The organism is Viridibacillus sp. FSL E2-0187, from assembly GCF_038006425.1.
GTDB lineage: Bacteria > Bacillota > Bacilli > Bacillales_A > Planococcaceae > Viridibacillus > Viridibacillus arvi.
Genome location: NZ_JBBOVG010000001.1, coordinates 1,595,430 through 1,617,127 on the forward strand (window position 1 = coordinate 1,595,430; position 21,698 = coordinate 1,617,127).

The 21,698-nt window shown below is 33.6% G+C and carries 21 protein-coding genes and 1 pseudogene; 11 read left to right on the forward strand and 11 right to left on the reverse strand.

Going from position 1 to position 21,698, the window contains the following annotated elements; translation table 11 throughout:
* Positions 1–198: 198 nt before the first annotated feature.
* The gene (locus MHH85_RS07640; RefSeq protein WP_340706536.1) at positions 199–582 is read right to left on the reverse strand and encodes a hypothetical protein; all 384 of its coding nucleotides are present in this window, start codon (positions 580–582) and stop codon (positions 199–201) included.
* Between the two features lie 74 nt (positions 583–656).
* The gene (locus tag MHH85_RS07645) at positions 657–1,520 is read right to left on the reverse strand and encodes a LysR family transcriptional regulator (RefSeq protein WP_340706537.1); all 864 of its coding nucleotides are present in this window, start codon (positions 1,518–1,520) and stop codon (positions 657–659) included.
* 149 nt (positions 1,521–1,669) lie between these two features.
* Here MHH85_RS07645 and MHH85_RS07650 point away from each other — a divergent pair, with 149 nt between their 5' ends.
* The 4 genes from MHH85_RS07650 (at position 1,670) to MHH85_RS07665 (ending at position 6,379) form a co-directional block, all read left to right on the forward strand.
* Positions 1,670–2,884, forward strand: a complete 1,215-nt coding sequence (locus MHH85_RS07650; RefSeq protein WP_340706538.1) for an MFS transporter — start codon at positions 1,670–1,672, stop codon at positions 2,882–2,884.
* Between the two features lie 416 nt (positions 2,885–3,300).
* Positions 3,301–4,020, forward strand: coding sequence for a purine-nucleoside phosphorylase (gene deoD, locus MHH85_RS07655; RefSeq protein ID WP_053415712.1), 720 nt, complete (start codon positions 3,301–3,303; stop codon positions 4,018–4,020).
* Positions 4,021–4,131: 111 nt separating this feature from the next.
* Complete coding sequence (locus MHH85_RS07660) at positions 4,132–5,463, forward strand: MFS transporter (protein WP_340706539.1); 1,332 nt, start codon at positions 4,132–4,134, stop codon at positions 5,461–5,463.
* A 175-nt stretch (positions 5,464–5,638) separates the two neighbouring features.
* Complete coding sequence (locus tag MHH85_RS07665) at positions 5,639–6,379, forward strand: GntR family transcriptional regulator (protein WP_340706540.1); 741 nt, start codon at positions 5,639–5,641, stop codon at positions 6,377–6,379.
* 127 nt (positions 6,380–6,506) lie between these two features.
* On the opposite strand, the pseudogene MHH85_RS07670 reads toward MHH85_RS07665, so the two are convergent.
* From MHH85_RS07670 to MHH85_RS07680, 3 genes and pseudogenes are all read right to left on the reverse strand, one after another.
* Positions 6,507–6,881 (reverse strand): annotated as a pseudogene (locus MHH85_RS07670) (transposase); the annotation flags it as partial.
* 346 nt (positions 6,882–7,227) lie between these two features.
* On the reverse strand, positions 7,228–8,013 hold the full coding sequence (locus MHH85_RS07675; RefSeq protein ID WP_193739917.1) for a formate/nitrite transporter family protein: 786 nt from the start codon (positions 8,011–8,013) through the stop codon (positions 7,228–7,230).
* 370 nt (positions 8,014–8,383) lie between these two features.
* Positions 8,384–9,808 (reverse strand): DHA2 family efflux MFS transporter permease subunit, encoded by a 1,425-nt coding sequence (locus tag MHH85_RS07680; protein WP_340706541.1) that lies wholly within the window; start codon positions 9,806–9,808, stop codon positions 8,384–8,386.
* Between the two features lie 166 nt (positions 9,809–9,974).
* Here MHH85_RS07680 and MHH85_RS07685 point away from each other — a divergent pair, with 166 nt between their 5' ends.
* The gene (locus tag MHH85_RS07685) at positions 9,975–10,529 is read left to right on the forward strand and encodes a TetR/AcrR family transcriptional regulator (protein WP_193739915.1); all 555 of its coding nucleotides are present in this window, start codon (positions 9,975–9,977) and stop codon (positions 10,527–10,529) included.
* A gap of 83 nt (positions 10,530–10,612) precedes the next feature.
* Here MHH85_RS07685 and MHH85_RS07690 read toward each other — a convergent pair whose 3' ends face one another.
* From MHH85_RS07690 to MHH85_RS07710, 5 genes are all read right to left on the reverse strand, one after another.
* A complete protein-coding gene (locus MHH85_RS07690; protein ID WP_340706542.1) occupies positions 10,613–11,263 on the reverse strand; it encodes a hypothetical protein in 651 nt (216 codons plus the stop codon).
* A 12-nt stretch (positions 11,264–11,275) separates the two neighbouring features.
* Entirely contained in the window at positions 11,276–11,674 is a 399-nt protein-coding gene (locus MHH85_RS07695; RefSeq protein ID WP_193739913.1) for a permease prefix domain 1-containing protein, read from the reverse strand.
* Positions 11,671–12,000 (reverse strand): PadR family transcriptional regulator, encoded by a 330-nt coding sequence (locus tag MHH85_RS07700; RefSeq protein WP_193739912.1) that lies wholly within the window; start codon positions 11,998–12,000, stop codon positions 11,671–11,673. Before MHH85_RS07700 ends, MHH85_RS07695 begins: the two co-directional genes overlap by 4 nt.
* Before the next feature lie 196 nt (positions 12,001–12,196).
* Positions 12,197–13,534, reverse strand: coding sequence for an aminotransferase-like domain-containing protein (locus tag MHH85_RS07705; protein WP_340706543.1), 1,338 nt, complete (start codon positions 13,532–13,534; stop codon positions 12,197–12,199).
* 88 nt (positions 13,535–13,622) lie between these two features.
* Complete coding sequence (locus tag MHH85_RS07710; RefSeq protein ID WP_340706544.1) at positions 13,623–14,207, reverse strand: LysE family transporter; 585 nt, start codon at positions 14,205–14,207, stop codon at positions 13,623–13,625.
* A gap of 113 nt (positions 14,208–14,320) precedes the next feature.
* On the opposite strand from MHH85_RS07710, the gene MHH85_RS07715 reads away from it, so the two are divergent.
* The gene (locus MHH85_RS07715) at positions 14,321–14,875 is read left to right on the forward strand and encodes a helix-turn-helix domain-containing protein (RefSeq protein ID WP_340706545.1); all 555 of its coding nucleotides are present in this window, start codon (positions 14,321–14,323) and stop codon (positions 14,873–14,875) included.
* 164 nt (positions 14,876–15,039) lie between these two features.
* On the opposite strand, the gene MHH85_RS07720 is transcribed toward MHH85_RS07715, so the two are convergent.
* Positions 15,040–15,525 carry a barstar family protein gene (locus MHH85_RS07720; protein ID WP_340706546.1) on the reverse strand — a complete coding sequence of 162 codons (486 nt, stop codon included), beginning with the start codon at positions 15,523–15,525 and terminating at the stop codon, positions 15,040–15,042.
* A 192-nt stretch (positions 15,526–15,717) separates the two neighbouring features.
* On the opposite strand from MHH85_RS07720, the gene MHH85_RS07725 reads away from it, so the two are divergent.
* From MHH85_RS07725 to MHH85_RS07745, 5 genes are all read left to right on the forward strand, one after another.
* Complete coding sequence (locus tag MHH85_RS07725; protein ID WP_340706547.1) at positions 15,718–16,632, forward strand: DMT family transporter; 915 nt, start codon at positions 15,718–15,720, stop codon at positions 16,630–16,632.
* A gap of 455 nt (positions 16,633–17,087) precedes the next feature.
* Complete coding sequence (locus tag MHH85_RS07730; protein WP_340706548.1) at positions 17,088–17,459, forward strand: hypothetical protein; 372 nt, start codon at positions 17,088–17,090, stop codon at positions 17,457–17,459.
* Positions 17,460–17,686: 227 nt separating this feature from the next.
* The gene (locus MHH85_RS07735; protein WP_370588324.1) at positions 17,687–18,691 is read left to right on the forward strand and encodes a LacI family DNA-binding transcriptional regulator; all 1,005 of its coding nucleotides are present in this window, start codon (positions 17,687–17,689) and stop codon (positions 18,689–18,691) included.
* A gap of 171 nt (positions 18,692–18,862) precedes the next feature.
* Positions 18,863–20,248, forward strand: coding sequence for a hypothetical protein (locus MHH85_RS07740; protein WP_340706549.1), 1,386 nt, complete (start codon positions 18,863–18,865; stop codon positions 20,246–20,248).
* 18 nt (positions 20,249–20,266) lie between these two features.
* The gene (locus MHH85_RS07745; protein ID WP_340706550.1) at positions 20,267–21,685 is read left to right on the forward strand and encodes an aldehyde dehydrogenase family protein; all 1,419 of its coding nucleotides are present in this window, start codon (positions 20,267–20,269) and stop codon (positions 21,683–21,685) included.
* Positions 21,686–21,698 lie beyond the last annotated feature (13 nt).

Here is a 21,698-nt window from a genome sequence, read left to right on the forward strand (position 1 = left end):
AGCGCTACTCAGAAGAGAAATAGCGCTACTGGAGATATGATTAGCGCTACTCAGAAGAGAAATAGCGTTATTCAGGAAAGAATTAACGCTAGTAGGCATTATTCACTCCTTCTAATAATCTATATCAAAAAGTTCAATTTTGAATAGAAAAAAGTGTGTTTTGAATTATTTTTTCAAAACACACTTTTATTTGTTTTATTAACCTTCTGAAGAAGCTAAATACTGTTTTACTTCATTCTCAAACTTCACAATAAGTATGTCATCGCGATCTTTTACAGAATAAATTTCAGCACCTATTGGTAGTTTATTCGCCGCACCATTTTTGAAATCTTCCGGTTTAGATGCTTTAAACTCAATTTCTCCGATATGCTCTTTCTCTACTAACTTCAATTCATCTACCCAATCAATTCCTGTTTGATAAATAGAATCTCCCCATTGAAATATATCAGCATTTGAATCTAACTCTAGTATTTCTGCTGCATCAGGTTTTTCGGTTGTATGTACTTTAATATCTTGATCCGAACAACCAACTAACCATAAAAGGGAAATAGCAATTAAAAGTAAAAATCGATTTGAATTCATAGCATTTGCTCCTTTGTAAAAATTTTCGTGAAAAGTTAATAAATAGGTTGTAAATAATTAGACGTAATAGACGATCATAAGGGTTCTTCAATAATCGATTTTATGACATTTTTTAATTGTAAAATACTCTTCTGCGTACTTTCATTCTTTTTATAGATATATACAGTGTTAATCTCATTGTTTAGCTGTAAATTGTAGCGGTGAATGTTTGTATAGTTATATAAGTCAATTAGCTTCGTATTTAGCACAGCGATGGATTGATCAATATGTAGGAAATCTTGGATGCTGCTGACTGATTTAATTTCTTTTATATTATATGGAATTTGATTTTCCGATAGAAATTCCACCATAGCTCGCGTGTACATACAACCTTTACTTAATACTAGCAGTGTAACAGGTGTACGCTCATCAAAATTAACAATATGAGAATCGTTTGAAATGACCTCGAATGTTTCAGTAGCAATGATGTCATAGGCTAAATCAGGGTATTGTTTAATCGGATTACTAGTAAGTGCACAGTCCATTTCGGAGTTGTGTATTTTTTCATTTATAGAATTACTAGATTCTACTGTGAAATCTACATCAAGTGGAATGTTATTTGTATTTAAAGCATTAACAATAGAGGCTCCATAAATCTTAATTGTTGTATGTGATGCGCCAAAGTTCACTTTTGTTTTCACTTGATCAGTACCAACGGAGTTTAAAAATCCTTCGTATTCTTGTGTAATGAGTTGCAGGTAGTTTTTATACTGGATGCCTACGTTGGTGATTTTTAGTCCTTGGGGTGTACGTTTAAAAACAGGCTGTCCGATTTCTGACTCCATCTTTTTTACTTTAGAAGTAAGCGCAGACTGTGTATAGTTGGTCATTTCGGCGGATTTACTTAAATTTTGACGTTCTAATATTTCTATTTTTAATGCAATTTCTTCGATGTTCATATTATTTGTCACACACCCTATTAAAATTTTTGATAGCGCCTATCATTTATCTTCATTTTACGCGTCGTAGTATACAGCGTAAACTCTAGTTAACTCATTATACCGAACAAATACATTGGTGTAATAAAAAGATTTTGGAGGTACCTATTATGAATAGTTATACTAAATGGTTAATCGTACTAGTTGCGACACTATCCCAAACGGCAGCAACTTTTGTGACCTATGGTATGGGACCAATCGCAGCATTTTATCAAATTGAATGGGATTTATCAGCGCTACAAACAGGATTTATCGTTTCAGCTGTGAATATAGGACCTATTTTTTCGATGATTATTTTTGGGTATTGGATGGATAAGAAAGGGGAAAAACAAATCATTGGATGGGGGTCTATCTTATTAGGGCTATCAGTATTAACACTCGTTTTCGTTAATAATTATATTATTTTGTTGCTGTTATTAGTACTAGTTGGAATCTGGTACGGAAGTGCTCAAACTGGAGGAAGCACGGCTATTGTAAAATGGTTTCCAGACAAACATAGAGGATTAGCTCTAGGGATTAGACAAACTGGTATACCAATCGGAGGAGCTTTAGCATCTGTCTTACTAACGTATACTTATTATCATTACGAATTGTCTGCAGTACATATTGTACAAGGAATTATGGCGATTGCTGGAGGATTACTTTTCTTAGTAGCGTACCATGAGCCAAAAGAAAGTGTGGCTACTGCATCTAAATCGGTTTCGTTTAAAGAAAAAATGAATGCAATCAAAAATAATAAAGGGCTGTATCCAATATATATTGTGGGCATTGTAATGATGTCATTACAGATGATTATTATCGCTCATTTCATGAGTTATTTACATAAAGAAGGTAATTATTCTTTAACTCAGGCAGGGGAATATTTGAGTCTTATTTTAATAGGGGGGATGATAGGTAGGGTAGCCATTGCATGGGTAAGTGATCAATTCTTTGAGAAAAATAGAGAAAAATTGTTATTCATTGTGATGATTGTTACAGTAGTTCTTACTCTAATATTGCCATTAGTTATACATGCAGAGTTAGTGATGTTGCTGTTTTGTTTTCTTTTAGGCTTTGTAGCAATAGGTTGGTATTCGTTATTCATTGCTTGTGTCACAGAGCAATCAGATCCCCGTTATATAGGCTTAACAGTTAGTTCAGCTTTAACATTAAATCAATTGTTTATCGTCATTGCACCATCTCTATTCGGTTTAATTGTAATTATATTGAACAGCTACCAACTAGCGCTCTATATAGTAGGAATCATTGTGGCACTAGGAGCGATAAATTTATATAGAACAAAGTTGAGAGTCGATAAAATTCAGAGTGAGACACTTTCAATGTAAGTTCTATATATGCAGAGTATGAGTTTGAAAAATGTAGAGCATTCACGAAAATATTCCTTTTTGTGAATGCTCTTTTTAATTTTTTCCAGTAGGATATCATTGAACGGTTTAGCTTGTGAATTTTGATAAATTTTTTTCTACATATATAAATAAGTTGGTTTTAATTTTATCTATGACAAAATTGTGAAAGGGTTTTCATTTTTATTAAAAAAATTTAAAAATAGAATTGAAAAAAGAAATAAACCTGTGTTATTTTATTTGTGTACCAGTTAGACAACTTATTGTACAAGTTAAATCGATTATATATGAGTTGTCTATTAAATCCCTTGAAATGAAAACGCATTAATAATTCCAAGGAAATAGAGCACCTTAATTTAGAACCTATTTTAAAACTGATTTAAAAGGAGACTTAATCAATGAGTACAAATCACAAAGAAACACCACACATTAAACCTAATGGAGTAGAAATTGCTGAAACAATCCTATTACCAGGGGATCCATTACGAGCTAAATTTATTGCAGATAATTTTTTAGAAGATGTAGTACAGTTCAATGAAGTGCGTGGCATGCTTGGATATACAGGTACTTTTAAAGGAAAAAAAATCTCTGTAATGGGTACAGGTATGGGAACTGCTAGTATTGGTATCTATTCATGGGAGTTAATAAATATTTTCGGCGTTAAAAACTTAATTCGTATTGGGTCAGCGGGTTCAATTCAAGATGACCTAAACTTATATGATATTGTGTTTGCAATGGGATCTGCGACAGATTCAAATTACGCACACCAATTTAACCTACCAGGACATTATTCAATTACTGCATCATATGAATTACTTGAGAAAGCTAAGAAGGTAGCTGATGAAAAAGGATATCCTGTCCGCATTGGTAATGTTCTTGCTAGTGATGTCTTCTACAATGCTGATCCAACAGCAATGGAAAGATGGAGTAAAATGGGCATTTTATGCGCAGAAATGGAGTCTGCTGCACTTTACATGAATGCTGCACAAGCAGGTGTAAATGCTCTTTGTATCTTAACAATAAGTGACCATATCTTTAAACATGAAAAAACTACGCAATTAGAAAGACAAACAGCATTTACTAAAATGATGGAAATCGCATTGGAACTTGCTGAATAATTAAAAGATATATAAAGTCTGTGGGAAAGGAAGTTGTCTAATTTCCCTCAGCCCCACAGACTATTTCATTTCAAAAAAATTATTAAATATTTCTAGAAGGAGAGCGCTAAAATGGAAGCAATAAATAAAAATGCACCAGAAACTCAAAATTTTAATGCAAAAAAAGCCGTACCGGTTATACTGTTTTTCTTCCTTTTTGCATTGATTATTGATAACTCGTTTAAACTCGTATCTATAGACATCGCAAAAGACCTTGGAATTTCAGCAACTACAGTTAGTTGGCAAGCAACATTAGCTGGTCTAGTAATTGGTATTGGGGCAGTAGTTTACGCTTCGTTAGCAGACTCAATTAATATTCGTACGCTTTTAAGTGCCGGTATTATTTTCATCGTTGTGGGCTCGGTAGTTGGCTATCTTTTTAAAGACAATTTTGCAATGATTCTTTTTGGACGAATTATTCAAACAGCTGGATTAGCATCTGCTGAAACATTGTATGTTATTTACGTTACAAAACACTTACCTAAAGAGGAACAAAAAAAGTTCTTAGGATTAAGTACAGCTAGTTATGCCATGTCCATGTTAGTTGGTTCTTTAACAGGTGGATTTATTTCTACTTACTTACATTGGACAACTTTATTCTTAATTGCTTTATTATCAATCATTATCCTTCCATTCATCTTGAAGTTGTTACCGAAGGAAGAAACTAAGAAGGTTAATGTTGACGTAATTGGATTGTTCTTAATTGCAGCAATTGCTACAACAGTTATGTTATATATTACGGACTTTAACTGGGTATACCTAATCGGTTTTGCGGTAGCGTTGATACTATTCTTAACTTATATCAATAAAAGCTCAAAAGCTTTAATTGATGCTTCTTTCTTCAAAAACCAACACTTCATTCGTACGCTACCAATTGTATTTATTATTTACTCAGTACAATTAGGTTATATTTTCGTCTTCCCATTCATTTTAGAGGGAATATATGATTTAAAGCTCGATATGATTTCACTGTTATTAATTCCAGGTTATGTGGCGTCAGTTATTGTTGGTTCCCTTTCAGGTAAAATTGGGCGGGTATTAAGCAGTAAACAAGCAACGATGATGGCATTAGGTGGTATCGCAGTTGCGCTATTCATTCCAGGATTATTTACTGAAAGCACTGTTGTTATCTATGTACTATCTATGATTGTATTCTCTGGTTCATTCGCGTTAATGTATGCACCTTTACTTGATACTTGTCTTAGCACGATTCCTAAAGAGAAATCCGGAACAGCAATTGGTTTCTACAACTTAACAATCAACGTATCTGGTTCTATCGGTATTGCTTACACTGCTGCAATGCTTGATAAAACAGAAATTTCAACTATCCTAATTACCCTTTCAATTATTGTAGTTGCTGCTTTTGCTTTGTACTGGGTGTTATTAAATAAATTAGCGAAATAAAATGAAAATAAATCTTTCATGTGAATGTGTCACAGCAAAAACTGTGACACATTTTTTACTATATATTTGAGGAATCAGAAGATTTAGTAAGATTAAAATAAATGTTATAATACATATCAGAGGAAATAATTAGATGATGGTCCATGATTTGAAAATAGTATAGGTGTGTGAGAAGATGGAATTCAAAATCGCAAACATGCAAGAAAGAAAAAAACCGTTGTATATTACTGTGTATGATGAATTATACAAGCTAATTATGAATGGTACTTTTTTGCCAGAAAGCAAATTGCCAGCCGAGCCCGAATTAGCAAAGATGTTCAAAGTCAGTAGAATGACATTAAGGCAGGCCCTTTCTCTTTTACAAGATGATGGATTGGTGAAAAGGGTACATGGTAAAGGGAACTACATTACAAAGATTGCAAAGAATAATCCGAAAATTGGCTTAGAGAAAATAGGAAATCCCATATATAAAACTCATACGAAACAAATTGATGATGTTGAGATGAGTTTTAGAATTGATTTGGATAGTGAATATACACAGCAAGTATTAAATAGGAAATCTGCAGCTGTTGTTGCATTTGAGCGTTGGTATAAGAGTGAAGGGGAAGTTGTAGCATATTCCTTTACTTTTATGGCGATTGAAGCAGTAGCAGAATTGAATTTAGATTTACAAGATAATGATCAATTATTGGAAATGCTTGAAACCCGTATCTATGAGCTTGCAAATAGCTCAACGACTGACATAAAGCGTTCCAGTTCTGTTAATGCGACATCACAAAAACATAAAGTAGTTGGTGGAGAAGACTGTGATTTATTGTTAGAGAGTGTTTTTATTCATGAGGAATATCCATTAGTTTATAATAAATACTATATACCTAAAGAATTTAGTCATTTAAGAATTAATGCTGTGAAGTAGAATTTATGTTTGTTCCGATGTCAAGTTAGCCATAGTAAACATGTAGTAAAATGGATAAAAAAATGAGATGAGGCTGAGACATAAATAGTTTCAGTTCACGTAAAAAATCGAGATTGCATGATGCAATAACTAACTGGCAACGGAATTGCAGAAAGCACTGACGAATCAGTTCTTTCATATCGGGATGAATACGAAAACGATTGATTGTCCGATAACTTGGCTAATATGCTTGTGCGAGCCATATCATGCGGATATTAACTCTCGTCAGGTCTTCGATTTTACGACCACAAAAAGTAGATTGTGTGTAACCACATAAAATCAGTTTAAGAATCATACGTGGATGGTACGATGGTCAACCTATGGGATGGATGATAGGAGCGAAAGCTTCATTTGGAATACTTTCGACTAAATGGCGGATAGAAAAAGCGATATCATTTTCTTGTAATTTCACTTCTAAATCTAGCGGTAAAATGAGTTGATTCATGTTATGATCTTTAAACATATGGACACTTCTTTCTGTGTTAATTTTTGTAGAGGTACTTAAATTTCATCAGAAGATGTCCTTTTTTATGCCTGAAATTATGAATAGATTTAATTGAAATAGAAGTGTTTCATTAGTTGTTCGGAGCGAAGGCGGCGACTCCTGCGGGAACAGCACGAGCGGAAGCACCCGGACTGAGCGAAGCGAGGGAGAAGGCTGGAGCTGTGCCCGTGGAAAGCGTCCGCCGTAGCGGAGAACAACGGCTACGAAGTAGACTAAAAAACAAAGCCACGAAAATTTTACTAATCGTAAAATTTTCGTGGCTATTCATTTTTGAGGTTAGTTGTTTTGTCCCATCCTTTATTTTTTATTCAGGATCATCCATAAATGGCTTGTTTACATAATAGTACATGGAGGCCATAAATAATGTTCCTCCGATAAGATTTCCGATTGTGACAGGAATTATATTATGAACAATTCCGGCTATGGTAACTGCATCTGGATGTTGAGTTGCAATTGAAATTGAAAAGGTAACTAGATTGGCAATGCTATGTTCATATCCAGAAATAAAAAAACAAAAAACAAATAATATCATCATGGCTATTTTTGGTCCATCACCTTTAACTGAATAAGGAAGGAAAAAGGCAAGACAAACAAGCCAGTTACAAAGAACGCCACGGAAGAACAATTCAAATGTTGGCACTAATGTCTTTCCCTTTGCAACACTAACTAAAAAACTATTTACCGAAGGATCATCGAAAAGTCCCGTTGCATATATCAAGAGCGCAAATAGAATGGCGCCGATGATATTTCCAACGTAACTATATACCCAGAGCTTGCCTACATCCTTCCAGACCATCTGCTTGCGTAAGGCAGCATATGTATAGTAAAAGGTGTCACCAGTGAACAAGTCGCCACCACCATAGTAAATCATGATAATTGCTACTCCAAAAGTCATTGCTGCAACCGGATAGGCAAATGGAGAATGTTCTAGGTAAAAGAAATTACCTGTTTTAAACGCTACAATTACACCAAATCCAATGAACAAACTTGCAAGGATTGCTCTTAAGAGGTAGATGATAGTACTATGACGATGAATAAATAATCGTTTTAATGCCAATGCTTCTATCTTTGATAATGGTTCTTTTTCCAATTAAAATCACCACACTATTTAGAATAGATTGGATGTAGCCAATCTCGTTACTGTGCCTTGCGTTGAAGTTGATGTGCAGTACTATTATTAACAATTAAGCTTGGATTTTATGCAAGAAGGTTTATTGCAAAGGAGAATTAAATAGAAGAAAAAGATCTGACGTTGTTATTTTTGAATAATTTGGAAATGAAACGATTGGTAGTATTGAAATGAGAGATCTTTGAATAGCTTTTATGTTTAGCGGTGGCATTACTTATTGATGTTTTTTTCAATTATCCATAGAACCTCAAATACCCTGTTCAAAAAAATGAACAGGGTATTTTGAGGAATAGTAAAGTGTCTAAGTCACAATATCGTAGCTTTTAACATTTTATTTATTTTTTAAGGGCACAACTAAGGTGAAAACAAGCGCTATAATAGCTAAAATTGTCATGAAATAATAAGCATCACTTGAGCCTAAAATGGAAGCAGCTGCTCGAATCATTTCTGAACTAGCTCCCGAATCCTTCTGCACAATTGTAAGGGCATGGTCTGCAGACTGCGCTGTATAAATCGTAATCACTACCGCAGTACCGATTGCTCCAGCTAATTGGCGAACGGTATTATTGACCGCTGAGCCATGAGTTCCAAGTTCTTTTGGTAAAGCATTAAGCCCTGCAGTATTCAAAGGCATTGTAATAAAGCTCAAACCGATGCGAAGGAAAATCGTCCGTACCATTAAATACAAATATGTTGTTGATTCTGTTAAATCCGTTACGGCCCACATGGAAGGGATAATAAACATTAATCCAACAATAAACAAAGGTTTTGCACCAAATCGGTCATATAATTTACCTGTAACAGGTGACATAAAAGCATTCACAAGAGCTCCTGGTAATAATAAAAGGCCAGCATCAAATGCTGTGAAACCACGGCCATTTTGTAAATAAATTGGCAGTAAAATCATATCCGCATACATCATTATCGTAATTAACACGTTTATCAGAGAAGTAGATGTAAATACTTTATTTTTAAAGACAGTTAAATTTAACAGGGGATCTTCTGAATGGAATTGGCGAATACAGAAAATAGCTGTAATAATCAATCCTAATACTAATGAAAGAATAACAACGACATCACTCCAACCTTTACTACCAGCATTACTAAAACCATATAAAATCAATCCAAATCCTATGGTTGATAAGATAACACTGAATACATCAAGCTTAGCCTTAGATGTTTCCGATACATTCATTAAATATTTCAAAGCAAGTAAAATAACGATTACTACAAGCACAGATAGTCCAATAAATAACCAACGCCAAGAATAATATTCAATGACAAAACCTGATAACGTTGGTGCAATGGCAGGCGCGAAAATTATCGCTAATCCTAGTAGTCCCATGACACTGCCACGTTTTTCAACTGGGAAAATAACTAGCACGACACCCATCATTAGAGGCATTATAATCCCAGCACCTGCAGCTTGAATCATACGTCCGGCTAATAGTACGCCAAAGCTTGGTGCCAAAGCACAGATGATGGAACCAATTAATAAAAGTAACATTGCACTCAAAAATAATTGACGAGTTGTAAATCGTTTCATTAAATAAGCAGTTGTTGGTATTAGAACCCCATTAACTAGCATAAAGCCAGTAGCAAGCCATTGTATCGTTGTGGCCGAAACATCAAAAATATCCATTAAACTACTTAAGGCAATATTTAATAAAGTCTGATTCAATGTAGATAAAAAACAGCCTAGAATTAAAACCGTTAATAATATTCCTTTATTGATTTCTTTATTCGTTTGTAGCATTTATGAAATCCTCTTTTCATTGCTTAATTGACACATAGTCGATAAAATAAATGATAACAGTATTAAAATAAGTTGCCTATTTACAATATTTATGAATTTGTCGACTAAACAACAAAACTATAATTTCTGTTGATAAAATAAATAATAATCGATAAAGAGGGATGAAATGTCTATACATAAAAAACAAGATCCACGTGCATTACGCTCTAAGAAGATGTTGAAAGATGCAGTATTTTCATTACTTTCCGAAAATCAGGATGTTTCCCAATTGACTGTACAAAAAATTACAAATCGTGCGGAGCTCAATCGTGCCACATTTTATTTGCATTATGAAGATATTAACGATTTGTTAAGCCAAGTTGTACAAGAAATCTTCGACGAACTGTCGTTGAAAACTGAACCAATACTCCAAATTAAGAATTTGGATAAGCAAGAATATTTGTTAGGTTTTTTAGATTATATATATGAATATAGGAAAGTTTTTGCTGTATTTATAGAGCACACCGAGTTCAAAAACAGCTTATTTGAATTTTTGAAAAATGTAATATACATGCGACGTAGTGAAAGAAACATTGCTACAACAGAGAATACTGTAGCTCTGGAGATCATTGCAGCATCTCTTTTAGGAATTATTAATTGGTGGATAAAGGACGGAATTCAATATAGTTCAGAATACATTGCTAAACAAATTACCTCATTGTACAAAAAGAAACCGTTATAGGTGATATACAACAACTTACAGTATATAAAAAAAGGCGCCAAGTAAATGGCGCCTTTAAGCATTCAGATTGTGGAATTCAATAATTAATGTTCATTAATACCTTTGTATATTCTCTTTTTATAGACATAAAAGTACATACTAAGTGGCCACCACATCACTACGAAGATTGGGTAAATAGCCCATATTGCTCCAGGTGAAGACACAACATTTACTGCTATAAAAAAGATACTAATTAAAATGCTTGCGTATATAGAAAATGCTACGAAGGTTCTTTTCTTAGCATGGTATAAAGCTAATGGCCACCACATTATTAAGAAAGCAGGGTAGATAGCCCAAGGATATTGTGGTGAGAGTGTAATGTTTAGTATTGAATAATAGATGATTGTAGTTGCACAGAATATAAGTGCGGTTTTTATAGATTTAGCTTTTTCTCCTAAAAATATAAGCATAGGCCAACATAAAATTGGATAAACAGCGTACAAAAACCATAAATGATTTGGTGAATATAAATAATTTTCAATCATAAGGAAGGAAATCAACATAATACTACAGAAAATCGAATGTTGTTTATACATTTTCTTAGATATGAAGTAAAGGGTAATAGGCCATAGTATAAGAAGTAAACTAGGATATATAAACCAGATATCGTGTGGCGATGTTATAAAATTGGTGATTCCTAAAAATAGAATAGTCATGATACTACCAGCTGCGGCAAAGCTAATGTAATTTTTCATTTTCTATTTACCTCATTTCTTACGTGACCATACGAAATACATTGATAGTGGCCACCATAAAATAGCAAAGATTGGATATATTGCCCAAATTACATTTGGGGTATAGTACACGTTGATAAAAACAAAGAAGGCGATAATTAATCCGCTTCCCCAGAAGGAAAACTCTAAATTTAATCTAGCCATGTTTTTTTTAACTGGCTGCTTCACACCTAATTCTTTTTTTAATTCTTCAATATCTCCAAATTCAACTATGGCTTTATTAATTGCATCTTCTTCTGCTTTTCCATGCTCCATTAAATAAAACACTTTTTCTTCGAGATTCTCGATAATTTCTTGCTTAACCATCTCTGTTTCTTTATTGCTAGGAATGTCTTTAAATAACTCATCAATATGATTTTTCAATTTCTTCATTCTAACCCCTCCATAAACAAGTTGATAATTTCCTTCACTTCCGTCCATTCGCTTACAAGCTCTTTTAGATATGCTTTTCCTAATGAAGTAATGCGGTAATACTTTCTTTTTCCTCCATGGGAGACATCCCCATAATATGCTTCAATCAGTTCTTTTTTCTCTAATCGTTGAAACACGGCGTATAAAGTTGCTTCTTTAATTTGAAAACGATTATCTGTACGTAAACTAATTTCCTGAGATATTTCGTAACCATATCGATCTTTCTCTAAAATCAGACGTAAAATAATTGAATCCAAGTGTCCACGAATGATATCGCTTCTAACCATAATTCACCTACTTAGATATTTATTGTTCTACCTGATAGAGTAATGTTAGCAAAAAAGTACTCTGTCTGTCAAAGTAATTTTTGAAAAACATTTTTTGTGAATGAATTCTATACAAGAAATGCTATATGAATAGGTTTTTAAACTGTGCTTTATAAAAAAACTGAAACAAAACCATGAAGGTAATGTTTCAGTATTTCTAAAAGTAGTTATCCAGATTGTTTAATGTATAGGCAATTTGTTTTATCCCATCTTCAATTTTCTCATCTTCTATCGTTGATACATTGATTTTTAAAATACGCTCACGATAAAAGTCGGCTAAATAGTTTTGATCAATTGGGTTAAACAAAATTTGTTTGTGGCTTAAATACTGAATTATTCGATTTAAATCTACTTCTTTAGGAAAGACGATATGGCTATGCATGCTTATTTCTGAAGAAGTTGGATAGAGAGGTAAATGTGTTTTTATCGATTGTTGAAGAATTTTTCCGCGTTTATGATAATTTTCATGAACTTGTGCACGATACCGTTCAAACATCCCACTTTTTAAATAAAGTTCGAGTGCCGCTTGTGAAATCATGGAGCTGTCAATATCGGCCGTGATTTTATATTGTTGAAAAATGTTAATTAATTCATTTGGTAAAATGGCAAGTCCAATCCGTAGTCCAGGGAACATGATTTTAGAAAAACTTTTTAAATAGATGACCTTGTTATAAGTATCCATTGCGAACATTGGGTCACGTTTTGATTTGTATTCAAAGTCAGCTAAAAAGTCATCTTCAACAATATAGACGTCATATTGTTTAGCCAATTGAAGAATCGCAGTTTTTTCCTTTTTACTATAAGAAGTACCTAATGGATTATGAAAACGTGGCATTGTGTAGAAAAACTTAATGTCATTCTTACGGAAGATCTGTTCCAATTCTGTTAAATCAATGGCATTTGTAGAGCGTTTAATCCCGATAACAGGTAGATTGTATGTTTTTAGGAAATCCATATATAAATGATAGCTTGGTTGTTCTACTAGTATAGTTTTACGGTTGTTCGGGAAGGGCATACGGCTAAGCAAGGATAGTGCTTGTTGTACACCTGAAGTAATAAAGATATTGTTAATATCCGTGAATACTTGATACGATTCTAATAATTTCTTTGCCTCTGTGATTAATGAAGGTAATCCTTTAGCTGTACCATATTTAAATAGATCTGTTTGATATGTATCAATAGCTTTGTTCATACAATGCTGAAAATCTTGATATGGAAAAGCATGCCATGTTGGTGATGAAGTGGCGAAATCCATTATATTAGTTGATGTTGGTTTTTGTGCAATTTGATGATCTACGACGTAATAGCCGCTTTTCGGAATAGCATATATTAAATGTTGGTCTTCAAGTTTTTGTAATGCTGTAAGAATAGTGCTTTTACTGCAAGAAAATTGTTGTGCTAATTGTCTAATTGATGGTAATTTCTCACCAGATTGCAGGTCGGCATTATGTATCCTTCCGCAAAGGTCATGATAAATTGATTCATATTTAAGCATGTTGTACCTCCTTGCATATTTATCATCCAAAAAAAGCGACCAAATTAAGTCGCTTTAATCTATGAAAACATATCAATCTACTATTATTTTATTTGATAAGAATTGAAAAAGCACTATATGCCAATAAAACTGCCATAGCTATGTTAAATTGTTGCCTGTATTGTAATATGTGCTTTTGAAAAATCGAACCAAATAAACTCCAACTAAATGTACTCATTACACCAACTATTCCTAAAAATAAAGAGAAAAGAAAGTAGCTGAAATACGAATTGTAGTAAGGGAGAATGAAAGTTGATACTACTGTAATACCAAAAAGAATACCTTTTGGGTTAACAAATTGTAACAAGATACCTATGAAGAAACCGTTACTATTACTTTCATTATTTCCATCGTCAAGCTCCTTACTTGTAAGGATTTTATATGCTAAATATAACATATAAGTTACGCCTAAAATCGTCAAAGGAAGTTCTATTATTGGCAAAGCACTTATAAGGATATTATTAAAAAAACTACACAAAAAAGTGATTAAAAAAAATCCAACACCTACTCCTAGACAAAACCTAATTGTCTTTTTATAGCCATGTTTATTGGCAAACGCCATTGACATGATATTATTGGGACCTGGAGTAAAACTGGAAATAAAAACAAATAATAAAAATGAAAGTATAGGCATTTAGAGACCTCCCTTTTATTTGTATGTTATAATGTCCGAAACAAACAATATAACGGTGTACTTTTTATTATACATAATGGTCGTTATATTGTACATAATATAGGAGTGAGTTTATGGAAGAAATACAACTTATTCTAGCAAAGAATTTAAAAGCGATCAGAGAGAAGGAAAAATTAAGTTTAGAAAAGGTCTCTCAACTAAGTGGAGTAAGTAAAACGATGATAGGGCAAATAGAAAGAGGAGAGTCAAGTCCAACTTTAACAACTATTTGGAAAATAGCTAATGGGTTAAAGATATCTTTTACTTCACTAATAAATAATCCTCAACCAGATACTAAAGTAGTTTTAAAAAGTGAAATTCAAGTATTATCTGAAGACAATGGACGTTATAGAGTCTATCCCTCTTTTCCTTTCCAAGAGGATAGACGTTTCGAAGTTTATTCGGTTGAAATTGAAAGAGAAGGGGCATTAAGCTCAGATTCTCATAGAGAGGGAACGGAGGAATTTATCACTGTTTTTGATGGAGAAGTAACGATTAGTGTAAGTGATAGTAGTTATATTTTAAAAAGTGGTGATTCGATCAGATTTAAGGCGGATAGACCGCACACATATTGTAATTCGGGGGACACTTTAACACGATTTAGTATGACGATCTATTATCCAAACTAATTAAGCTTTTCCAACAGAGCTTTAGTTAAAGTAAACGTAACAATTTATAATTGATTTATCTAACATATTAATTTTGAAAACGGCTTTGATAAATACTATTGTTGATATTTGATTAATAGATAAAAAGGACCAATTTATATGGTCCTTTTTATATTGAATAAGTGTTATAGTGCTCTATTTTTATCTAACCACTCATTACTATTCCAACAGGGAGACATCCCGCCTACAGGTGGCATTGAGAAATTTCCATCATTTGATTGAACAAATCCCAGTAAAACGTTACCTTCTATAAGATTTCTCCAAGCATTTAATTGGATAATATCTAAAATATCATAGGCAATGTCAGGATACCTTTTCGTGAACACATCATAATTTTTAAAGGTTAGAATAAAGCCGGTTTTCTTAGGTAATATGTCTGATAAACAATCATTAAAAGCATTTAAATTTTTACCATAGTAATCAGGAAAATTAAGCGTACTTGCAAACTCTTCGTGAAAATTTTTCTCATTCCAAAGGCTGCAATCAAAACTATATATTTCAAAACCATCACATTCTAATTGTTTTAAATTTCGCTCTAAAATCTTTGTATCCCAAAACAAAATAATACTGCCATTTTGTATAAGTTCACGCCATTTCTCCAGTTTCCCCACTATTTTGCACCTACCAATTTCAATTTTCCTTCTTGGACTAACCTATCTAAGATCTTGTAAATTACTGTAGAATACTTTTTTAGTTAATTCAATCTGTATCGGTACAGATGTGTTTTTTTGTAGTCGTCTTATTATGAGTTTTTTTATACGATAGTTGTACCGGCCGGATAAATCGAAAAGAGGTAATAACGTATGAAAGAAATGAAAAAAGCATATATCGCAGCAATCGGATATGCCCTAATAATTGGACTTTCTTTTATGTTTGTCAAAATTGCACTCACAGTTGCAAGTCCATTGGATACACTGGCACATCGTTTTACAGTTGCATGGATTGTAGCGACGGTTTTTCTGATATGTAGTAAAAACAAACTACAAATTGGATTGAAAGATTTGCAGAGAATTCTTCCTTTAGCATTACTTTACCCTATTTTATTTTTTGCTTTCCAAGTTTTTGGTCTAGCGCGTACTTCGTCTTCAGAAGCAGGCATTATTCAAGCAACCATTCCGATTTTTACGTTACTGTTAGCTAGTTTAATCTTGAAAGAAAAAACTTCATTTAAACAGCTTATATGCGTTATTTTATCAGTACTTGGGGTCATCTTTATTTTCATGATGAACGGGGCAGGGGCAGCTAAGGTTAGCTTCATTGGAAGTGGATTTATCTTATTATCAGCCATTACATCTGCACTTTATAATGTTTTTGCACGAAAGTTAACCCAACAGTATTCATTGTTTACTTTAACGTATATAATGACACTTTTTGGATTTATCGGTTTTAACGGGATAGCTATTAGTATGAATGTTTTCAATGGTACTACGAAACAATTCTTCCAACCTTTTTTTCACATAGATTTTGTTTTAGCCATTGTCTATTTAGGTATTCTTTCTTCACTTATTACTTCGTTTTTATCTAATTATGCCTTATCGAAAATGGCTGCATCTAAAATGAGTGTTTTCAGTAATGTTGCGACGCTCATTACGATTTTAGCAGGAGTTCTATTTCTACAAGAGGAATTTCACTATTATCATTTGGTAGGGGCACTAGTGATCATAATAGGGGTCATAGGGACGAATTATTTTGGGAGAGTGGTAAAGAAGGTATTGTAGGAGACATATGATCAGTACTAATAATTCAAACCTCAATCTACTTCGTTGATATCAGAAAACTGTATCTAAGGGAAATGTTCTGTTTATACTACAGAATCAAGTGATAACGATAGCTTAAATATTCGACTTGGAGAACAATGTTTTTAAATCTGATCAAGGTCATTTTGATATAAAAGATGGTTCTTATTATTGTAAAGTAACGCATTATGAAAATACAGAATGGTCTACTGATATAAAAGTTTATAAAAAAAGGTGGAAGAATTGTAGTTTCTTATTGAGCAGCGATAATATGTAGCTGCTCTTTAATATTCCAATAATTTTATACATATGATATCAACTATTGCAGCATATTCTAATATAAGTAATTATCAATATTTCAATTATCTATAAAAAAATATGATGACATCAACTTTCTTGCATTTGTTTAAAATACGTTTGAAAAAAGGGGAGTTTTATTGAAACGGAAAATGATAAATACCATCGTTTTCTTTTGCTTATTAATCATGTTATTCGGATGTGCTAGTGATGAAGAGCGTATTGATGTGTCATTTGAAATATCAAATGATATTAAAGTAAAAGTAACTCAAGTAGCAAAAGATTATCTTATTAAAAATAATTGTGGAACTTCAGAATCAATCCAAGTTGAAACAGCAAGTATTACTGACCATTTAGTCAATGCATCAGATGGAATTTCAAAACCAAAAGATATTGGGCAAGTAGTATACAAAGTAACTTTTAAAGACAAATCACATGTCGCTACTGGTTTACCAGAAGTTTTGATTAAAAAAGATAATAATCGTGTAGTTGGGTTTACTGTAGGGAAATGAGCTATATAAGACATAAAGATATAATTTACTGTTTGCAATTCATTAGAAATATGCAAGTTGTTATATTTTATTTCAAGTTTGGTAGATAAATAGAATAGTGATCTTAAATTTCTGATTGAACTTTTTGCGTTTTCTCTGAATTCATATAACAAACAAACTGGTAGAAAACTTTACTCAATTGCCGTCTTCCATGTATATTTAAAAGAGAAATTAAAGGAAAAGGGGCAATGATAGTGGTTTCTTCAAAAGATGTTGCCAAACATGCAGGAGTTTCACAAACGACTGTTTCACGAGTACTAAATACACCTGATCTAGTAAAGCAGAAAACAAAAGATAAAGTATTAAAAGCAATTGAAAAATTAAGCTATGTACCAGATGCTAATGCACGCTCACTAGTACAGAAAAAAACTGGAGTCATCACGCTCTTATCAGGGCCATTACATAATCCGTTCTTTGTAGATACTACAACTGCAATTGTTAACTATGCAAACGAAAATGGATATAGAGTTAATGTTCACTTTGTGAATGATAAAAAGCTATCGGAAGCATATTCATCAGCAATTGAAAATAAAGTTGATGGCATGATTTTGTCATGCATTTTATTAGATGACCCGATATTTGAAAGATTAAAGAAGATGTCTATTCCGTTTATAACGTATAACCGTAAACATAAAAACGAAGAGCTCTTTGTAGAAATTGACAATGAGGAGGCAGGTTTTTTAGCTGCGGAGCATTTAATTCAACTTGGCCATAAAGATATTGCATGGGTTGGAGGTCCTTTAACGGTGAGTACATTTAAAAATCGCTTTGAAGGATACAAAAAAGCATTGAAAAAATATCGAATTATTGAAAACCCCTTATATATTTTCCATACAGATTCATCTAAAAATGATATTCAAAAAGCGTTTGAAACATTGCAGAAATGTATAGAAAAACCAACCGCAATTTGTAGTGGGGCAGACTCAGTAGCATTTAATTTAATGAATAATGCATTAAGCTCAGGATTAAAAATACCGGAAGATATTAGCATAATTGGTATTGATAATGTAGATTTGAGTAACCATGGAGCTATGCAATTGACAACGGTTGGGAGTATTACAGAAAATAACTTAGGACGTCTGGCCATTGAAAAGCTTATTGAGATGATCGAGCTAGAAAAAAGTACTTGCATACAAATAACTGAATCTGTTAAAGTCTTTTTAAGAAATACAACAGCTAAAAGAAAAGATTGAATCTTTTCTATTTTATAAAATGAATACGTAACCATTTTGGTTAGCTTTTATTTTTGATATGAAATGGTTACGTATTCATTTGAGCTATTTGTATTTTGATATGTGTTGGATTTTTTATTTCGTTCAACATGTAAGGGGTTACATAAACAACTCAAAGGGGAGAAATGATTCATGCTATGGAAAAAACGTGCGTATGGGGAAGAATCACCGTATATACCAGCTGGGCCATTCAAAATTAGAATGCCGTTCATTCACTACAAATTTGAATGGCCAGATTATGTGCAAGGGTTATTGATGTGTGCAGTAGATCTTTCAGCAATACCTTTAATGACAGAAGTACTAGGGATGCCGTTTGAAGTTGCGTTAGCCATTGTAATGCTAAACGGAGTATTTTATTTACTACATCATCTTTTAGGGGACCCAGTAGTACCAGGATGGATTACTCCAGCAATTCCGTTACTTGTGTTGTATGTACAAGGATTTCCAGAGGGACCTGATCGAATACATGCCCTCATAGCCTTCCAGATGACTCTCGGGATAATGTCACTCTTACTTGGTGCAACTGGACTAGCAACAAAAGTTGTTCGAATCATCCCTCCTGCAATGAAATCGGGCATTATTTTAGGCGCGGGATTTGCAGCTATTATTTCAGTATTCCAAGTAGGAGGTAAATTTGATTCATTCCCTTGGACAATCACAATTGCTGTTGGTATCGGATTCTACTTATTATTCTCGAAACAATTTTCTTTCTTACAAAACAAGAATAGTATATTAAGTTTCATTGGTAAATTAGGGGTACTGCCTGTTATCTTGTTGGCAGTCTTTATTGCCCCAATGTTTGGGGAAGCACCGTGGCCAGCGATTGAATGGGGATTTTCAAAACCAGACTTCATGACACTTTGGAATGAATATACAGTGTTTGGAATAGGTTTGCCACCATTAAAAACATTCTTATTAGCTATCCCAACTGTAATTGCAGCTTATATCGTATTATTCGGTGATGTTTTACAAGCAAAAGCATTAATAGATGAAGGACAAGTAGCTAGACCAGATGAAAAGATTGATTTAAATCCAAACCGTTCTCATTTGATTTTTGGTATTCGTAACTCAGCTATGAGTATACTTGGACCAGATGTTTCAATGTGTGGACCTCTGTGGGCAGCAATGCAAGTTGTGACTGTAGAACGGTTCAAAAAAGGCCGTAAAGCGATGGACTCGTTCTTCGGAGGTATTGGTTCATTCCGTTGGGGTACAAATACAGGCTTATTATTACTACCAATTGTAAGTCTTGTACAACCGATTCTTGGTGTTGCCTTAGCGTTAACGATGTTAATTCAAGGTTTTGTAAGTGTTAAAGTAGGTGTTCTAGAAGCGCGAAGTCAACGTGATTTAGGTGTTGCAGGTGTTATAGGTGCAGTGCTTTGCATTAAAGGTGCCGCTTGGGGCTTTGCAGTAGGAATTCTTCTATGCTTACTAATTTACGGGAAAGATTTCTTCAAAGGTGAAGTTGATAATACTTTTGTTAAAGATAGTGAAGAAAATAAAGAAATCGCTTAAAAAGGGAGATTTTGCTTTATGGAAAAAAGTTATTATGTGAACGGTGAATGGAAAAAATCAGTACAATACGCGGACTTAGCATCACCACATACAAAAGAGATTATTGCAAAAATTCCACAAGCTACTAGAGTTGAAGTTGAGGAAGCTATCAATATTGCTTATGAAGCAAGAGTGGAAATGGCTAAACTAACTGCTTATGAAAGAGCAGCTATTCTTGAAGATATTACGAGATTATTTATCGAAAATAGAGAAGAAGCGGCTGAAATTATATCTATAGAAGCAGCAAAACCGTTGAAATTTGCATTGGGCGAAATTGATCGCACGATTGAAACCTATAAATTTGCAGCAGAAGAAGCAAAACGTCTTACTGGCGAAATGATTCCAATGGATGCTGCCAAAAATGGTGTGAACCGTTTAGGATACACAATTGAGCAGCCAATTGGAGTAGTTGGTGCTATTACTCCATTTAACTTTCCACAAAATCTAGTAGCACATAAGGTAGGACCAGCTATTGCAGCTGGTAATACAATTGTTTTGAAACCAGCATCACAAACACCTCTTTCAGCATTGTTTTTAGCGAAATTAATCGATCAAACAGCTTTACCAAAAGGTGCGTTTAATGTAGTAACTGGTGGGGGTAAAACAGTTGGTGACGCATTAGTGGAAAGCGATAAAGTTAGCATGATTACCTTTACGGGTAGCCCGGCTGTAGGAATTGGAATACGCAATAAAGCAGGATTAAAGAAAGTGGCATTAGAATTAGGCTCAAACGCAGGCCTTATTATTGACAAGAATGTCAATATTGATGAAATCGTTTCAAAATGCGTGAGTGGCGCATTTTCAAATCAAGGTCAAGTATGCATTTCTCTACAACGTATCTATGTAATGGATGAGCTTGCGGAAGAATTCCTTTCTAAATTTGTTGAGAAAACAAAAGAGTTAGTCATAGGTAATCCATTAGATTTAACAACTGATGTTTCTGCAATGATTCATGAAAAGGAACAACAACGTGCAACTGACTGGGTAAATGAAGCAGTGGAAGCAGGTGCTTCAGTCTTAATCGGTGGTAAAGTTGAAAATGATGTTTTCATGCCAACCATTTTGGGAAATGTAGCAGAAGACGCAAAGCTTTCATGCCAGGAAGTTTTTGCACCTGTAGTTATTGTGAACAGAATTTCTTCCGTTGAAGAAGGCATTCAAGCAATTAACAACTCAAACTACGGTTTACAAGCGGGCATTTTCACGAGCGATATTAAGACAGCATTTAAAGCTTCGAAAGAATTAGAAGTTGGTGGAGTTATGATCAATGATATTCCTACTTACCGTATTGACCAAATGCCTTATGGTGGTGTCAAAGAAAGTGGCACTGGTAAAGAAGGGTTGAAATACGCCATTCATGAAATGACCGAAACAAAACTTGTTGTCTGGAATCAATAAAAAGGGGAGCGAT